The sequence below is a fragment of the Lelliottia jeotgali genome (genome assembly GCF_977070485.1).
In genome coordinates this window covers 289,392-305,604 of sequence record NZ_CDRVFO010000004.1, presented here as the reverse complement: position 1 = coordinate 305,604, position 16,213 = coordinate 289,392, and the positions used below count along the sequence as shown (strand labels likewise).

Annotated in this window: 16 protein-coding genes and 1 riboswitch; of the genes, 8 read left to right on the top strand and 8 right to left on the bottom strand. The window is 60.9% G+C overall.

Going from position 1 to position 16,213, the window contains the following annotated elements; all coding sequences use genetic code 11:
* The first annotated feature begins 155 nt into the window (after positions 1–155).
* Entirely contained in the window at positions 156–1,055 is a 900-nt protein-coding gene (locus ACW4TB_RS08540) for a bile acid:sodium symporter family protein (protein ID WP_254465785.1), read from the top strand.
* Positions 1,056–1,060: 5 nt separating this feature from the next.
* Here the strand turns inward: ACW4TB_RS08540 and ACW4TB_RS08535 are convergent, their stop codons facing one another.
* Entirely contained in the window at positions 1,061–1,528 is a 468-nt protein-coding gene (locus ACW4TB_RS08535) for a sterol desaturase family protein (protein ID WP_279931661.1), read from the bottom strand.
* 409 nt (positions 1,529–1,937) lie between these two features.
* On the opposite strand from ACW4TB_RS08535, the gene ACW4TB_RS08530 reads away from it, so the two are divergent.
* Entirely contained in the window at positions 1,938–2,651 is a 714-nt protein-coding gene (locus tag ACW4TB_RS08530) for an MgtC/SapB family protein (protein ID WP_455828310.1), read from the top strand.
* A gap of 12 nt (positions 2,652–2,663) precedes the next feature.
* Here the strand turns inward: ACW4TB_RS08530 and ACW4TB_RS08525 are convergent, their stop codons facing one another.
* Genes ACW4TB_RS08525 through ACW4TB_RS08515 form a run of 3 tightly spaced genes read right to left on the bottom strand, consistent with a single transcriptional unit; the run spans position 2,664 to position 5,308 of the window.
* Positions 2,664–4,232 (bottom strand): sensor domain-containing diguanylate cyclase, encoded by a 1,569-nt coding sequence (locus ACW4TB_RS08525; RefSeq protein ID WP_012314518.1) that lies wholly within the window; start codon positions 4,230–4,232, stop codon positions 2,664–2,666.
* A 54-nt stretch (positions 4,233–4,286) separates the two neighbouring features.
* On the bottom strand, positions 4,287–5,069 hold the full coding sequence (gene xth, locus ACW4TB_RS08520; RefSeq protein WP_012314519.1) for an exodeoxyribonuclease III: 783 nt from the start codon (positions 5,067–5,069) through the stop codon (positions 4,287–4,289).
* Positions 5,066–5,308: a hypothetical protein gene (locus tag ACW4TB_RS08515; protein ID WP_012314520.1), complete on the bottom strand. Its 243-nt coding sequence runs from the start codon at positions 5,306–5,308 to the stop codon at positions 5,066–5,068. The genes xth and ACW4TB_RS08515 overlap by 4 nt, the downstream gene beginning before the upstream one ends.
* Before the next feature lie 183 nt (positions 5,309–5,491).
* Between ACW4TB_RS08515 and ACW4TB_RS08510 the strand changes: the two genes are divergently transcribed.
* Positions 5,492–5,992: a DUF4142 domain-containing protein gene (locus tag ACW4TB_RS08510; protein ID WP_012314521.1), complete on the top strand. Its 501-nt coding sequence runs from the start codon at positions 5,492–5,494 to the stop codon at positions 5,990–5,992.
* Positions 5,993–6,005: 13 nt separating this feature from the next.
* Positions 6,006–6,257: a hypothetical protein gene (locus tag ACW4TB_RS08505; protein WP_012314522.1), complete on the top strand. Its 252-nt coding sequence runs from the start codon at positions 6,006–6,008 to the stop codon at positions 6,255–6,257.
* Between the two features lie 78 nt (positions 6,258–6,335).
* Here the strand turns inward: ACW4TB_RS08505 and ACW4TB_RS08500 are convergent, their stop codons facing one another.
* Positions 6,336–7,316 (bottom strand): DNA-binding protein, encoded by a 981-nt coding sequence (locus tag ACW4TB_RS08500; RefSeq protein WP_279931670.1) that lies wholly within the window; start codon positions 7,314–7,316, stop codon positions 6,336–6,338.
* 279 nt (positions 7,317–7,595) lie between these two features.
* On the opposite strand from ACW4TB_RS08500, the gene ACW4TB_RS08495 reads away from it, so the two are divergent.
* The 3 genes from ACW4TB_RS08495 (at position 7,596) to ACW4TB_RS08485 (ending at position 10,211) form a co-directional block, all read left to right on the top strand.
* The gene (locus ACW4TB_RS08495) at positions 7,596–8,210 is read left to right on the top strand and encodes a helix-turn-helix transcriptional regulator (protein WP_012314524.1); all 615 of its coding nucleotides are present in this window, start codon (positions 7,596–7,598) and stop codon (positions 8,208–8,210) included.
* Between the two features lie 97 nt (positions 8,211–8,307).
* Positions 8,308–9,264 (top strand): threonine/serine dehydratase, encoded by a 957-nt coding sequence (locus ACW4TB_RS08490; RefSeq protein WP_455842950.1) that lies wholly within the window; start codon positions 8,308–8,310, stop codon positions 9,262–9,264.
* A complete protein-coding gene (locus tag ACW4TB_RS08485) occupies positions 9,261–10,211 on the top strand; it encodes an ornithine cyclodeaminase family protein (RefSeq protein WP_279931675.1) in 951 nt (316 codons plus the stop codon). The genes ACW4TB_RS08490 and ACW4TB_RS08485 overlap by 4 nt, the downstream gene beginning before the upstream one ends.
* Before the next feature lie 23 nt (positions 10,212–10,234).
* On the opposite strand, the gene ACW4TB_RS08480 is transcribed toward ACW4TB_RS08485, so the two are convergent.
* From ACW4TB_RS08480 to ACW4TB_RS08470, 3 genes are all read right to left on the bottom strand, one after another.
* A complete protein-coding gene (locus ACW4TB_RS08480; RefSeq protein WP_279931677.1) occupies positions 10,235–11,983 on the bottom strand; it encodes a BCCT family transporter in 1,749 nt (582 codons plus the stop codon).
* A gap of 215 nt (positions 11,984–12,198) precedes the next feature.
* Positions 12,199–12,858 carry a thiaminase II gene (gene tenA / locus ACW4TB_RS08475; RefSeq protein WP_254465794.1) on the bottom strand — a complete coding sequence of 220 codons (660 nt, stop codon included), beginning with the start codon at positions 12,856–12,858 and terminating at the stop codon, positions 12,199–12,201.
* Positions 12,859–12,860: 2 nt separating this feature from the next.
* On the bottom strand, positions 12,861–13,508 hold the full coding sequence (locus tag ACW4TB_RS08470) for a TenA family protein (protein ID WP_012314529.1): 648 nt from the start codon (positions 13,506–13,508) through the stop codon (positions 12,861–12,863).
* A 78-nt stretch (positions 13,509–13,586) separates the two neighbouring features.
* Positions 13,587–13,700: riboswitch (TPP riboswitch) on the bottom strand.
* A 184-nt stretch (positions 13,701–13,884) separates the two neighbouring features.
* On the opposite strand from ACW4TB_RS08470, the gene ACW4TB_RS08465 reads away from it, so the two are divergent.
* The gene (locus tag ACW4TB_RS08465; RefSeq protein ID WP_012314530.1) at positions 13,885–16,212 is read left to right on the top strand and encodes a putative bifunctional diguanylate cyclase/phosphodiesterase; all 2,328 of its coding nucleotides are present in this window, start codon (positions 13,885–13,887) and stop codon (positions 16,210–16,212) included.
* The last annotated feature ends 1 nt before the right edge of the window (position 16,213 follow it).

Genomic DNA, 16,213 nt, shown 5'->3' with positions numbered 1-16,213 from the left:
CGCGCAGCGGCCCGTCGCAACGCGGTGTGCAGTCGCTTTGCCATCTGGCAACCGGACGCCTCAGTAACAAAAGGTTACCAAGTGCTGGCCCATTGCAATTAGCTATCGTTCAGCACCGGCCTAGACTGGCTTGATCCCTTGCCCGAGTAGCCATCATGACCGCTTCGCCCTTGCTTACCGCCTTCCTACCTTTGGCCTTGGGCATCATCATGCTTGGCCTTGGTTTGTCGCTGACATTGGCCGACTTCGCTCGCGTAGTGAAGTACCCCAAGCCGGTGGTCATCGGCCTGGCCTGCCAGCTTCTTCTGCTGCCGCTGGTGTGTTTCCTGATTGCCAACGGTCTTGGGTTGGAGGCGGCCCTGGCCGTCGGCCTGATGTTGCTGGCCGCCTCCCCGGGCGGCACCACCGCCAACCTGTTCAGCCACCTGGCCCATGGCGACGTGGCGTTGAACATCACCCTGACGGCGGTCAACTCCCTGATCGCCATTCTGACCATGCCGTTGCTGGTCAACCTGTCGCTGATGTGGTTCATGGCGTCAGATCAGGCCATCCCGCTGCAATTTGCCAAGGTCATGCAGGTATTCGCCATCGTGCTGCTGCCGGTTGCCTTGGGCATGATGATCCGCCACTGGGCGCCAGGCTTTGCCGCACGCATGGAAAGGCCCATGAAACTGGTGGCGGCACTGTTCCTGGCATTCACCATTGTGCTGGCCTTGGCCAAGGATTGGCAGACCGTGGTTGCGTACGCTCCCGTTGTAGGCCTGGCTGCACTGCTGTTCAACGTGATCAGCCTCGCCGTCGGCTACTGGGTGCCGCGCCTTTTGAGCATCCCCAAGCGCCAGGCCATTGCCATCGGCATGGAGATCGGTATCCACAATGGCACCTTGGCGATCGCCGTCGCCTTGAGCCCATCGCTGCTGAACAACGCCACCATGGCGGTGCCGGCGGCGCTCTATAGTCTGATCATGTTTTTCACGGCAGCAGGGTTTGGTTGGTGGGTGAGCCGTGGGCACGGCACGGAGCAGGCTCAAAGCAAGGGCGAAACGGTAAATTGACGCCCTCAGTTGCGCCGGCGTCGGGCCTGTAACTGGCGTTTGAGCACCTTCATGGGCGGTGCGTAGAAAAAGCCGAACGACACGCTGCCTGTACGCCCCTTGACCGCATGGTGCAGGCGATGGGCACGATCCAGGCGCTTGAGGTAGCAGTTGATGGGCCGTGGCTTGCGGGGCCAATGCCGATGGAAGAACCCATCGTGGGCCAGCACGTACAATATCCCGTAACCCGCCACACCCCCGCCCACCCACTGCAAGGGTGCATGGCCGGCCTTGCCCAGGGCCATCAAAACCGCAGCGATGATCCCCAGGGCCAGCAGATACAGGTCGTTGGCCTCCAGCATGCCCAGGTGGGGCTCATGGTGCGAACGGTGCAGCCACCAGCCCCAGCCATGCATGATGTACTTGTGCGCCAGCGTGCCGACGCCTTCCATGGCCACCAGAGAGCCAATCAGCACAACAAAATTGAGCAGCATGTAACGGTCCGGGGGGATGACAAAGAGTGGCGCAAGGGTACCGAGTAACAGCGTTTTTTTCCATGCAGCCGTGGCTTGCTGTAGGGCGTTTCCTTATGAAGCCATTGTCATGTTTTCGCCCTTGACCCCTGCACAAGCTGCGGCGTAAGGTCCTCCCCGCAATTTCGCACCCTTGAACAGGAGTCCTGCATTGGACAGTAGCCCCAGTCGCTTGCGACAGGCCCACACGGCGAGCTAGTCCGGCAGCTTCCTGCCACTGTCTCGCTATTGGCCAGACGGTGGATTTCTCAGCCTCTGCGGCTTGAGCCCTCCTCGTTCCTCCTCTTGTGGTCCTGCGCATTCCTGGTCTTTCAACCGCGCCATTCGCGATGGCGTTAGAGCGGGCATGTGCCCGTGCAAGAGGTTCGCTATGGATTGGAAAGTATTTCTGCTGCGTGTCAGCATCGCATTGCTGCTTGGCGCCCTGATCGGTGCCGAGCGCCAGCTGCGCCAACGCATGACCGGGCTGCGCACCAATGCGCTGGTCAGCACTGGCGCCTGCCTGTTCGTGCTGATGACCCAGGCGGTACCGGGCATGGCCCCCACCGATGCCTCAAGGGTTGCCGCCTATGTGGTCTCGGGGATCGGCTTTCTGGGGGGCGGTGTAATCATGCGCGACGGTTTCACGGTGCGCGGCCTGAACACTGCAGCCACACTGTGGTGCACGGCGGCTGTCGGGGTGCTGTGCAGCCTCGGCCTGCTGCTGGAGGCCACCCTGGGTAGCCTGGTGGTGCTGTGTGCCAACATACTGCTGCGCGACATCGCTCAGCGCCTGGACCGCCAGGGCGTGGTGCCGGCCAGCGAGGCCGAACAACGCTTCGAGGTGCGCGTGGTATGCCGTGCCGAAGATGAAATTCAGGTACGCAGCCTGATGCTGCACAGCCTGGGCGATCCGGAACTGCGCCTGCAGTCGCTGCACAGCGAAGACTTGACCAACCCTGCGCGCCTGGAGGTGCGCGCAGAGTTGCTCGGTAACCCACAGGCACCGGCGCAACTGGAGCGCCTGGTCAGCCGGGTAAGCCTGGAGAAAGGCGTCAGTTCGGTACGCTGGCAGCTACAGGCACAAGTCATGGCCACCGATTAAGCGGGTCTTGGCTTAATTACCAGCACTCATCGCCATGCGATCAGCGACGGCATAGCCATCGCGCCCTTGGCGCTTGGCCTGATACAGCGCCCCGTCAGCCGCAGACATAAGGCTTTCGGGGCTGCTCGCATCCACTGCCGGATGCCCGACAGCAATCCCGGCACTGGCAGATACAAGGCCAAGCGGGCTGCCGGCATGCTCGATCATCAGGCGGCGTAGCAGTTGCAGAATTTCATCGACAACCTGTTCGGCCCCCTTTACGTCAGTGTCAGGAAGTAAAACCGTGAACTCCTCTCCACCATAACGCACCGCCAGATCCGCCGGGCGCTTCAATACCTGCTGCAGCAATTCGGCAAAGCGGCGCAAGCATTGATCTCCCGCAGGGTGGCCATAGCGATCGTTGTACAGTTTGAAAAAATCAAGATCGATCATTACCAGCGCCACCGCATGCCCCAGTCGCCGCGCCCGGCGGATTTCCGCATCCAGCACGGCATCCAGCCTGCGGCGGTTTCCCAGCCCGGTCAGGCTGTCGGTCAGGGCCAGCGACCTGAGGGTCTGGTGGGCCTGGTGCAGCGCCCTTTCGATAGCGATCCGCTCACGCAACTGGCGCAATACCACCCAGCCGAAGCCACTCAACCCAACCAGCAAAAGCAGCAGAATGAAGGCTGACTTGATGACATCTTGCCGCCAGGGCGCAATGATCGACTCACGCGACAAGCCCGCCTCTACCACCAACGGATATCGCGTCAGGGCGCGATAGGCGTACAGGCGGGGCGTACCATCAACGACCGCCACCGCTTCAACCAGCCCTTCGCTCGCATGAGGCAGGTGATGTCGGAAGACTTCGCTGTTTGCAAGGCTGTGGCCGACTACGTGTTCCACGAACGGCCGGCGTACCAGGATCGTGCCGTCTCGCTTGGCCAGCACCAGGGCGCCTCGCTCGTCGATCTTGAAATCACCGTAATAGCGCACGAACCAGTCCACCTTAATGGTGCCGAGCAACACCCCGGCAAAGCTGCCATCGCGATTTTCCAGCCTGCGCGAGATTGGAATGATCAGGTCACCGGTGGAGCGGCTGCGTACCACCGAACCGATACGCACCTCACGGTCAGTGTGAGTCTGGTGGTAAGCAAAGTAGTCACGGTCGGCATTGTTGGCCTTTGCCGGGATGGAAGCCTGGTCGGTGACGATCCAGCTACCATCCGGCCCGTATACGAACAAACCGTGCAGTTGCGGCATGATCGTTTTCTGTTGTGCCAGAAGGGCGTGCAAGCGGGGGCGATCGAGATGATCGAAACCATCGCCTTCAAGGCGCTCGGCCAGCACAGCGGTAATCGCGTCCACCTGGCGAATGGCATCTTCGGCGTGCTGCGCCGTGGCCCTGGCCAGGTTGCTGACAATATTCTCGGCATTGATGGAAGCCTGCCTGTAGTCGCGCCAGATACGCCACCCTTCGATCGATACGAAGGTCAGCAGCACAACCGCCATGAACGACAGCACCAGGCGGAACAGCGCCACCGCGCGAGCCTCACCGGTTACGGTGAAGAGCCCGTCTTCGTCCTGTTTTCCGCCCGCACCCATGGAAGTCCTTGCCCTCAAGCGTTTGCCGCCTGTCACTATAGATCACTGCTGCTTTCACGTACCCAGTTCGATCCATGCCGGTGCATGGTCGCTGGGCTTGGGCTCGTTGCGCACCCACGCGTCTACGCCGCCGGCCTTGAGGTGCGACGCGATGTCCGGGCTGAGCAACAGGTGGTCGATGCGCAATCCGGCATTGCGTGCCCAGTGATTACGGAAGTAGTCCCAGAAGGTGTAGATGCGTTCATCGGGATACAGCTGGCGAATGGCATCGGTCCAGCCTTGCTCAAGCAAGGCCTGGTAGCAGTTGCGCGACTCGGGTTGGAGCAAGGCATCCTTGAGCCAGGATTTGGGGTTGTAGATGTCGAAGTCAGTCGGCACGACATTGAAATCACCCGCCAGCACAGTAGGATGGCCACTGCCCAGCAAGTCGTGCGCATGCTTGACCAGGCATTCGAACCAGCGCAGTTTGTACTCGAATTTCGGCCCCGGTTGCGGGTTGCCATTTGGCAGGTAAAGGCAACCTACCAGTACACCTTGTACTGCGGCTTCCAGATAGCGGCTCTGGCTGTCATCTTCCATGCCTGGCAGGCCGCGCCGAACTTCCAGCGGCTGGCTGTCGCGCGCGAGGATGGCCACTCCGTTCCACGAGGGCTGCCCCATGTACAGGCAGCCATAGCCTGCGGCTTCGATGGCCTCACGGGGGAACTTCGTGTCGGCCGCCTTGAGCTCCTGAAGGCAGGCGACATCGGGCTTTTCCCGCTCCAGCCAGGCGAGCAGCGCCGGCAGCCGGCTACCGATGCCGTTGATATTGAACGTGGCAATGCGCAATGGCTTCATGTGCCAGGGTCATCCACATGACTTTGTACCGCCTCCTGCAGTGAGCCCATTTGGGCCTCGTCTGCCAAGGCCTTGAGGGCCAGCCAGTCATCCCAATCGATAGCGCCGTCATCACGGAGCGCTTCGGCGGTGCGGAGCAATTCGTGATGATAGGCATCCGGGGACTCACGGCGGTAACTGTCATCATCGTATTGCGCGTACCACGCCTCAAGTTCGGGAATGCTGCGCTCTATGCTCATACCCTGCTCCTTCGCGGCAACCTTTGAATGTGTGAGCGTTACTGCTGCGTATCGTTCAACCTAGGCGTCGCGGTGATCACTTGCCCTGACAAAAAGCCCTGAAAAAAATTAAACCTATGCTCACCTCCCTGGCTCAACCGTACGCGACACTGAGGTCGCGCCACCGATAGCAAGGAGTGAAACATGAGCAATCTGTTCATAAAACGCGCAGGTTTGTCGCTGGTGCTGGGCATGGCGTCGCTGCAGGCCCAGGCGGCTTCCTCCGATGACTTTGTCGATGCAGCCACCGAGGCAGGTATCGCCGAGGTGGTCACCGGTAATCTGGCCCTGGAAAAGAGCCAGAACGCTGATATCAAGACCTTCGCCCAGCATGTGGTCACCGATCACACCAAAGCCAACCAGAAGCTCGGCGACATCGCTCGCAAGCTGGATATCAGCGTGCCCGATGAGGCGGCGCTGACCGACAAGGTCAAGAAAATGATCCTTGAATGGCGCGAGGAGTCGTTCGACAAGTCCTATGTCAACAACCAGGTCGATGCCCACGAAAAAACCGTGGAGCTGTTCAAGAAAGAAGCCGCTTCGTCCGACAAACCAGAGCTTAAGGCTTTCGCCAGCGAAACCCTGCCAACGCTCGAGAAGCACCTGGAACAGGCCAAAGCCCTGCAGGCCAAGCATGGCAAGTGATCGGAGGACACACATGACTAACGATACTTTGCAGACCGAAATACTGACGCGTCTGCTGCACGCCCACCCACAGGGCTTGGGCAAGGAAGTGCTGGATAACTATCGCGGTGAAAATGCCGTTGCCGATGCGCTCAAGACGCTGCAGGAGCATGGGCTGATTCACGATGGCAGCGTAACGGTCGACAGTAACCGGCAGTTCAGTGTCAACTATCCGATCAAGCTCTCTGCAGCGGGTGTCGATGCTGCGAAGCGGGTGGAAAGCTAAACAACTCTAGCGACCCATCTTTCGATCCTTTGAGCGTGCGTTGCGGGAGCCGGCTTGCCGAAACCTGCAACGCTTCCTCTACCGTGTGGTTTGACTCTCCCGAAGCACCTTCAGCGCTTCATCACGCCTGAGCAGTTCCTCTTCCAGAAACTGCAACTGCCTGCCCTGCTCTGCACAGAGCGCACGTTTATCTTCCAGGCTTTGGCCCTGCGCCTGCAATTGCCTGCGCATTTCGTCACTGGCCCCCTGCGCTTGCGCCAGGATCGTGCGCAAGCCCTGGATCTGCGTATCACGCTGTTCCAGCAATTCATCCAGCGCCTTGCGCTCGCTACTGGCCTGGCGGTGCTCGCCAAGCAAACGCTCGTTGTCCCGATGCAGGCGCGTCAGTTCATCCTGCTTGACGATCATGCCTTGCTGAAGCTGGCGTAATTCGAGTTGCAACTGTTGCACCTGTGCCTCATGGCGACGCAGGTCTTGGTCGCGCTGCTCGCGGCTGGCGCTTCGGTAATGTTCCAGAGCGTCCCGTGCATGCTGATGTTTTTCTTCCAGCGAGCGCACCTGTTCGTCCTTGTCGGCCAAACGCAGCTGCAGTTCACCCAGCGACTGGTTCAGGCTGGCGCCACGCAATTGCTCGGCTTGCAGCGTGCTCTGGGTGGCGCTGAGCCGCTCCGACTCGGCGGCCAGCGCCGCAGCCTGGATCTGCTGTTGCTGATGCGCTGCGGCCAACGCCTGCTGAGCCAGTTGCAGCTGGCTCTGGAGCTGCTCCTTATGCTCATTGAGGGTCGCTTCGATTTGCTCGATACGCGCATCGGCCTCTTCCTGCAGCTGCTCCGCCAGCTGCGCCACCAGCTTGGCCAGTGTATCGCTCAGTGCCGGCGCGCCTTGAAGCGCTGCAGGCTGTTGGCCTTCCAGCTCTTTCAGGTAACGATGAATGGTGGTTTTGGAGCCCGTATTGCCCAGTTCGATACGTACAGCATCGATGCTGGGGTACTCGCCCCGGGCTATCAGCACCTGCCTTGCCTGCTGCACTACCGCCTTGTTTATGCCGCCCCGGGCCATGATTGCTCCTACGATTTCATATCATGGTACGTACCATGTATTTACGTATCAATTTTGTCTTTTTTGAGGCGATAACTCAACCCATTTATAAGGTGTAATAATCACGGCTTATCGCATGAGAGGGTGTGCAAAGCGGGTTTTGAATGGGCTGGAGATCGGATGGCAGTATGAAAGGTGCTGAAAAGTGATTACTGAAGGTGCCTTGAAGTTGAATAGCGCTTGAGTCCACCATGGACAAAACGGCTATCTGCCAAATCAAGTACCCACGCCCGGCTCAAGATGAACATCGAAAACTACAAGGCAATCGCCGACAGCATCGCGCTGCTGCTCTTCCCCCATGCCGAAGTGATCGTCCACGAGGTGCAAAGCCAGACGGTCGTCCACATCGCCAATAATTTTTCCAAACGCAAGATTGGCGATGACTCGGCACTGGACCTTGAACTGGGCGACTTTCGCAACGCCGCCAAGCTCGGCCCATACGAAAAGCTCAACTGGGACGGTCAAAAGATCCGCTCCATTACCACGGTGCTTTACAACCAGAACGGTGAAGCCGAACACCTGCTCTGCATCAACCTGAATTTCTCGGTACTGGAACACGCACGCGAAGCGCTGGATGCGTTTTTCCAGATAAGCCGTTTGGTGCCGCAGCCCGATGCGCTGTTCAAGGATGACTGGCAGGAACGCATCAATACCTTCCTGCACGCGTGGCTGAAGGAGCGCAACTTGTCGCTGCGAACGCTGAAGATGAAAGAGAAACGCACACTGGTGGAAGCCTTGCACGCAGAAGGCGCATTCGAGGGGCGCAGCGGGGCCGACTATGTGGCCAATGTGCTGAGCATGGGCCGGGCGACTGTTTACAAGTACCTCAAGGAACTGAGGGACCAACCCGTCTGATCGAGTGGTCAACACTTGTCTGTTATAGATATTGAGTCTATTGTGGACTGAATATCCATATACGGACGCTACCACAATGCCTGCCGATGCCCCGAACCTGTCTTCCCTGTACCAAGCGATCGCTGATGCACACCAGGCACTGCGCCCTGAGGTAAATGTCACCCCGCTCGACTTCAGCCCAGGGCTTTCGGCAATGACCGAATGCAACGTGTACCTCAAATGCGAACACCTGCAACACACTGGCTCGTTCAAATTCCGCGGTGCCAGTAACAAGGTTCGCCTGCTGCCGGCCGAGCAACGCGAACTGGGCGTCATCACGGCCTCCTCTGGCAACCATGGGCAAGCGCTCGCGCTTGCCGGCAAGGTAATGGGAGTGCCTGTCACCGTTTACACCACCACTTCGGCGTCGTCTTACAAGCTGGGTGCAATTCGCGCGCTCGGCGCCGAAGTGATAAGCCTCGATCTGGATCCTTTGGGTGTGGAGCTTGAAGCGGCGCGTCAGGCTGCCCTCCAAGGCAAGCCTTTTGTATCGCCCTACAACGACCTTGAAGTGATCGCCGGCCAAGGCACCATCGGGATGGAGCTCTTTGAACAGGCACCGGACCTGGACGCAGTGTTCGTGGCGGTCGGCGGCGGCGGCATGATTTCGGGTATCGGCGCGGCACTGCGGGCACTCAACCCAGGCATCGAGATCATTGGCTGCTGGCCGGCGAATGCCCCTACCCTGCAGCGCTCGCTCGAAGTCGGGGAAATCATCGACATGCAAGAGCAGGACACCATCTCCGACGGTACAGCCGGAGGGGTCGAGCCAGGCTGCATCACCTTCCCCCTCTGCCAGACGCTGCTGTCGCGTACCGTGCTCGTCAGCGAAGAAGAGATAAAGTCGGCGATGCGCGATGTCGCCAACCACGAGCGCTGGATCATCGAGGGCGCTGCCGGTGTGGCGGTGGCCGGCATGCAGAAAATGGCCAAGGCATACCGCGGCAAGCGCGTCGCGGTCGTCATTTGCGGCCGCAACATCGTGCTCGATAAATTCCTCGAGGCTGTTCAATGAAAGTGTTCAGCAAGCAACAGATCACTGCTGGGCTCGATATGGAGCTGGCGGTGCAATGCCTGGAGGAAGGTTTCATCGCGTTCTCCCAAGGCAAGGTCCAGGTACCACCGGTACAAGCATTCGCCTTCCCTCAGGCCAACGGTGACTGCTGTATCAAGTCAGCGCATGTCGAGGGTAGCGACACGTTCACGGTGAAGCTGTCCACCGGTTTTTACGACAACCCGTCAAAGGGGCTACCAAGTAATGATGGCTTGATGCTGGTAGCCTCCGCCAGCACAGGCCAACCGCTTGCCTTGTTGCAGGATGAGGGCTGGCTGACCTGCATCCGCACCGCGCTGGCCGGGCGCATCGCCGCCCGCCTGCTGGCCCCTGCAACCGTGAAAGCGATTGGTATTCTGGGCACCGGCACCCAGGCGCGCATGCAGTTGGAGCAACTGGGTGCCGTTACCTCCTGCCGCACGGTAGTGGTGTGGGGGCGCGGTGATGCTGAACTGGCAGCCTACAAAACCTTTGCCAACGACCTGGGTTATGAGGTGCGGGTAACGCGCAACGCCGCAGAGGTTGCACAGGCCGCTAACCTGATCGTCTGCGCAACACCTTCACGTGAGCCGCTGTTGCAGAGTGAATGGGTGCAACCTGGCACCCATATCACCGCCGTTGGCGCCGATGCACCGGGCAAACAGGAGCTTGAACCCGCGCTGGTTGCACGGGCCGACCGCATCATCGTCGACTCCCTCTACCAGTGCAGCCAGTACGGCGAAGTCTCTCACGCCCTGCAGGCCGGCCTGATCGTCGAGCAGCAACTGAGCGAGCTTGGTGCCCTGCTTGAGGGCCGCGCCACCGGCCGTGAGCATGACGCCCAGATCACGCTGGCCGACCTGACCGGGGTCGCCGTGCTGGACGCCCAGATTTCAAGCTGCGTATTGGCGTCGCTCGCTGCTGGTTGACGGGCGCAGCCGCGTCAGGTCACTCATGGCTCCGTCACCTGGGCCTTCCTGGGTGCCGGCTTGAGCGAGGATTTCTTCTCCTGCACCACGATGTAGAACTCTTCGCCGTGCTTGACGGCGCCGTACAGCACGGCCTTTTCGATCAGCTCGCTGCCGCGCAGGTGGCGCAGCATCATCGGATCCTTGCGCAGGTCACGGTACAGCGCCAGGCACAGCAGCACCATGACCACCACAAACGGCAACGCTACGACGATGGTCAGGTTCTGCAGGCCGGTAAGCGCTTCCCCGGGGTTACCCGGGTCGCCCAGCGCGAGCATGATGGCCGCGACGGTGCCGGTCAGTGCCCCCCAGAAAATCACTGTTGCGCGCGAGGGTTGCGTGGTGCCGTGTTCGGACAAGGTGCCCATCACCAGCGATGCCGCATCTGCGCCGGAGACGAAGAAGATCGCCACCAGGATCATGACCAGCACCGAAGTGGCCCAAGCCCAGGGGTAGCTGTCGAGCAACTGATACAGGGCATGGTTGCTGTTCACCGCACCGTCGACGAGGGCGAAGCTGCCTTCGCGCAGGGCATCGATGCCGGCGCCGCCAAAAACGCTGAACCACACCAGGCTGACCAGGCCTGGCACCAGCAAAACACCGCTGACGAACTGGCGGATGCTGCGCCCGCGGCTGATGCGGGCGATGAACATACCCACAAAGGGCGTCCAGGAAATCCACCAAGCCCAGTAGAATACGGTCCAGCCGGCCAGCCAGCTGTCCATCGCATCACCACCACTGGCGCTGGTGCGCGCCATCATCTCGGGCAGCAACTTGATGTAGACACCGATCGAAGTCGGCAACAGGTTGAGCATCAACAGCGTCGGCCCCACCAGGAAGACGAACAGCGCCAGTGCCAACGCCAGTACCATGTTGGTATTGGACAGCCACTGAATACCTTTGCCGATGCCAGACACGGCCGAAGCAACGAAGGCAATGGTCAACAAGGTGATGATGGTGATGTAGAACAGCTTGCCGGGCTGTTCGATCCAGCCGTTGTATTCCAGCCCGCCCGCAATCTGCAAGGCGCCGAGCCCCAGCGAAGCCGCTGAACCGAACAGGGTGGCGAAGATGGCCATCATGTCGATCACCCGCCCGACAGGACCGTTGGCATGCTTGCCGATCAAGGGCCGGAACGCGGTGGAAATCAATTGCGAACGGCCGCGGCGGAACGTGCCATAGGCAATTGCCAGCCCGACGATGGCGTACATTGCCCAGGGGTGCAGCGACCAGTGGAACAGCGTGGTCGCCATCGCCACCTGCAGTGCCTCGTCGGATTGGCCAGCGGCAGTGCCGGGCGGTGGTGAAATGTAGTGTGACAGTGGCTCGGCGACGCCGAAGAACATTAGGCCGATGCCCATGCCCGCGCTGAACATCATGGCAACCCAGGAGATCGTGCGAAATTCCGGTGCTTCGCCGTCGCGCCCGAGAGGGATCCTGCCGTAGCGGCTGGCGGCCAGCCACAGCACGAAGATGACGAACACGGTAGACGTCAGGACGAAAAACCAGCCGAAATTGACGATGACCCAAGATTGCGCAGTGGTAGCGCTCGCGGCGAGGCTGGCTTGGTTGACAACACCCCAGGTGATGAAGGCGATCGCCAGCAAGCTGGTGACGCCGAATACCGCCCAGTCGAGCTTGCCTTCAAGGTGGCGGTCCTGCCTGGCCTCGGCAGTCTTGGACGGGTCGGTGACGCCGAGCGGCGGTGTTTCAACGTTCTCTTGTGTTGCCATCGATGGGCCCTTTTCAGTTTTGCTGCAGGCTTTTGTTGTTGTAATTGCTAGCGATGCCTGCGCAAGAACCGGGGGCGGCCGCGCTGGAGGCCCCGTGATTATCCTGTGAGCGAAACAGCAGCCCCTATTCCAGGACCGTCCTGGCACATCCTCTGAACGACCTGGCGGTCACATTGTGCCGGCCCCGATGGAGCCGGCACAGAACCTGAACTGGCTCAGACAGCCCCATCCAACCCCATCTGCCAGAAGTCCGCCTCCAGCCTCGAAGCCTGGCCAAAAATCGCCGCCAGTTCCACGAACCGTTGCTCGGTCATGCTGCGCGCCGCCAGCTCATCAAGGTGCCTGCGTGCCGCGGATGCCACGCTCTGGTAGCCCTCGCCGGCGTATTCGCCAATCCACTCGCGGTAAGGGTGATCACTCAGGTCACCGATGTGCGCAGCGAGCGTGCGGCCGATTTCGGCGTAGCCGATCACGCACGGTGCCAACGCCACATGCAGTTCGAGCAGGTCACCGGCAGCGCCGCAGTCGAGCACGTAACGGGTGTAGGCGACCGTGGCCTGGTGCTCCGGCGCGGCCTCGACATCGGCCTGCGACAAACCCCAGCGGGCGCACAGGCGCAGGTGCAGTTCGGTTTCGTCGAGGATTGCAGCCAGGCCAGCCTGGGCCGCGCGGATGTCGGTCGCCAGCCTGCTTTTGTAAGCGGCAAGCGCCCAGGCACGGGCGAACTGGATGAGGAACAGGTAGTCCTGCACCAGGTAAGTCCGGAACGCGTCTTCGCTCAAGGTGCCCTCACCCATCTGCCGAACGAAGTCGTGGTCCACATAGCTCGACCACTGGGGCTCGGTGGCGGCCTTCAGGCGCTCGAAGATATCCATCCTCAGGCCTCCTGATCGTAGATGGCGTCGAAGAAGGCCAGCTCCAGCGCCACGGTGCGCTGGTAGAAGTCACTTGCCAGTGCCGGTTCCTTCGGGCCGACGCGGTCCAGTTCAGCCTGCAGGAAGGCGACGAATTCCTGGAATGCCGCATTGTCATGCAGGGTGATCCACTCGGCGTACACGAAGTTTTCCGGTATCGGTTTTGGTGCCTTCAGCGCCCAGTCCAGGTACAGGCCTTCGGCAACGTTGAGCACTGCCAATGCCGCCGCATAGGAACGGGTTGCTGCTGCTTCGCGCATGATGGCTTTGAAGCCTTGGGTCGGCACCGTGTCCTTGGGTTCGGTGCGCTGCTGCCGGCTTACGTCCAGCGCCTGGAAGGCTCGCAGAAAATAGGTGTTTTCATCGCTACTGATCATCCCGGCAAAACGGCCGAAACGCAGGCGGGCATCGAAGGTGTCGGCTGTGGCGATGGCTGCGCCGAGCAAGGTCAGGAAGCTGTCGAGAAAACGGTGGTCCTGTACCAGGTAGCGGACCATGATCGGGTCCGCCACGCTGCCATTGCACAGTTCAGTGACGAAGCGGTGGCCGACAGCAGCCGACCAGGTCGGTTCGCTCTGGCGGCGCAAGGTTTGGGAAAAACGTTCGGTCATGGTGCTGCCCTCCATAGGGTGACAGCGAGGCCGTTATGGTGGAGCATGGAGCGGCCTCGCAGTGAGGCCGGCAAAAAGGCAGGTCGGCAGTCCCATCCCTTCGCCGGCATGATCCGGATCAGGTGCTAAGGGTCACCGCGCTGCAGTGCCAGCGGTTTCTCAGCCCGTTGCCGGGCTCCCCTTGGTGGCGTGAAGGTATACAGCACCTTCAGGGCCGCTGTCACGGAGCAAATCACCACAAGCAGCACGTAACAGCCCGACTGCCAGCGCCCTTGTCAGCCAGAAAGAAACCCTGCAAGCAAATGGCCACCAGTCATTAGCCTGTCATCTTACTGTCGTATTTTCCGGCCTTCACCCAGGGTCGGGAATACCAGCCGTGATACGCCGTTTTCTCTCGTCAGCAGGCCTGCTGCGCCTGTTGATCCTGATGCTCTGTGCAGCCACCCTGACCTTCCTCTGGGGGGTGCACTTCAGCCAGAAGGCCGCCGCGCGCCAGGATGCGCTGATGGCCAAGGCGGCCGAGCACCAGAACCTCGCCCGCATCGTCGCTGAAAGCCTGCGTCAGCTGGTTGATCGTGCCCAGGCTGTGGGCCGCGTCACCCAGGACGATATGAAAGCACTGCCCCAAGGCAGCCTGAGCCTGGCACGGTTGCTTGCCGAAGACCCAGTGTTCAAACGCATGGGCCTGTATGACCGTAACGGCAAGCTGCTGTCAGCCAGCCACGTCAACGAAGTGCCAGAGCTGCCGGACGGCTGGCTGCAGCAGTTGAAACTGCATGTCGCGCACTACGGTTTCAAACCCTTCATGCCGCGTGTGGAACCGGGCCTCACCCCGTCGGCCCTGCCGAACTGGCGCCTGCCCTTCCTCTTGCCGCTGACCAGCCTGCCAGGCCGCGAGATCGACAAGATCCTGGTGGTGCAGCTCGATATCGGCTACCTCGCGGTGCTTTTCCAGCACATTGACCTGGGCAATACCGGCCTCATGCGCCTGCTGCAGGACGACGGCCAGGAACGCCTACGTATCGACACCCGCGGCGTGGTCATGGCTGTTGACGATTTCGAACCCGGCCTGTCGGCACCGGGCAGTGAGTCGGGCCTGCTGATCCAATATGCATCCGGCCAGCCCTATCAGAGCCTGTACAGGCGCATAGCCGAGCGCGGTTTCACCATCATCGTCAGCCAGCGCATCGACGAAATCCTCGCCCCCACAGCCCTGGCGTATTCACGTCAGTTCTGGTTGAACTTGAGCATGACGCTGATGATCCTTGCCAGTCTGGTCTGGACCCTGCGTCTGCTGCACAAGCGCCAAGAGGCTTTCAGCGCCCTTGAGCATGCGCAACAGGTCAACCAGCAACTGATCGGCCGCCTGGAGGATGCGCACCGTCGCAGCAGCCAGGCGGCCGCCACTGACCACCTCAGCGGGTTGCACAACCGCCGCCAGTTCGTCGAGGTGGCGGGCCTTGCGCTGACCCGCCAGCGCGGCAAGCGTCGGCTTATGGCAATCCTGTTCATCGACATGGACCGCTTCAAGTCGATCAACGATTCGCTCGGACACAAGATTGGCGACTTGCTGCTGCAGGCCGTGGCCGGGCGCATTCAGCGCCTGCTAGAGCAAGGCGACGAAGCCTCGCGCTTTGGAGGTGATGAATTCGTGGTACTGCTGGCCGGCGAACGCAGTGAAGAACAGATCAATACCTGGGTGCGCGAACTGGTGCAAAAACTGTCGGCTACCTACTCCCTCGACGGCCAGGAGGTCAATACCAGCCCCAGTGTCGGCATCAGCATCTGCCCGCGCGACGGCCAGGACATTGACAGCTTGATCCGCTGCGCCGACGCCGCCATGTATTCGGCCAAGCAGGCCGGGCGTGCCCAGTACCGCTTCTTCGACCCGTCGCTGAACCTTTCCGACATCCACGCCTTTACTCTTGAACAAGCCTTTGGCAGTGCCCTGGCCGAGCGTCAGTTCGTGTTGCACTACCAACCGCAAATCCGCCTGGATACCCAGCGCGTGCTGGGCTATGAAGCCCTGGTACGCTGGGACCACCCGGAATTTGGCCTGCTCTACCCGGACCGCTTCATCGGCTTGGCCGAACGCAGCGGTTTCATCATCGAGCTGGGCTGGGAAGTGCTGCGCCTGGCCTGCGAAGAGCTGGCACGCTGGGATGTGCAGGGCCGCGACAACCGCCTGGCGGTGAATGTGTCGGCACTGCAGCTGCGCCAGGCCGACTTCAGCACCCGCCTGCTGAGCAAGTTGCAGTTTTACGGCATCAGCCCGCAGCGCCTGGAGCTGGAAATCACCGAGACCACCATTCTGGACCCGGAAGGCACAGCGGTTGAACATCTGCACCGCCTGCGCGCGGCCGGCCTGGGCATCAGCCTCGACGACTTCGGGCGTGGCTACGCGGGGTTCGCCCACTTGCAGTCACTGCCGCTGAGCAAGCTCAAGATTGACAGGTCGCTGATCGCACCGCTGTCCAACAGCTACGACGACAGCCCGATCGTCTCCTCGACCATCATCCTGGCCAAGCGCCTGGGGCTGGAGGTGGTGGCCGAAGGGGTGGAAACCCGCGAACAGGTGGTGTGCCTGAAACTTGCCGGTTGTGATATTGCCCAGGGCTACCACTTCAGTCGCCCCTTGTCGCCGGCGCAATTGCGTGAATACCCGCCTTTCAACGGCATCGAGGAAAAGCCATGCGTGCTCTGAA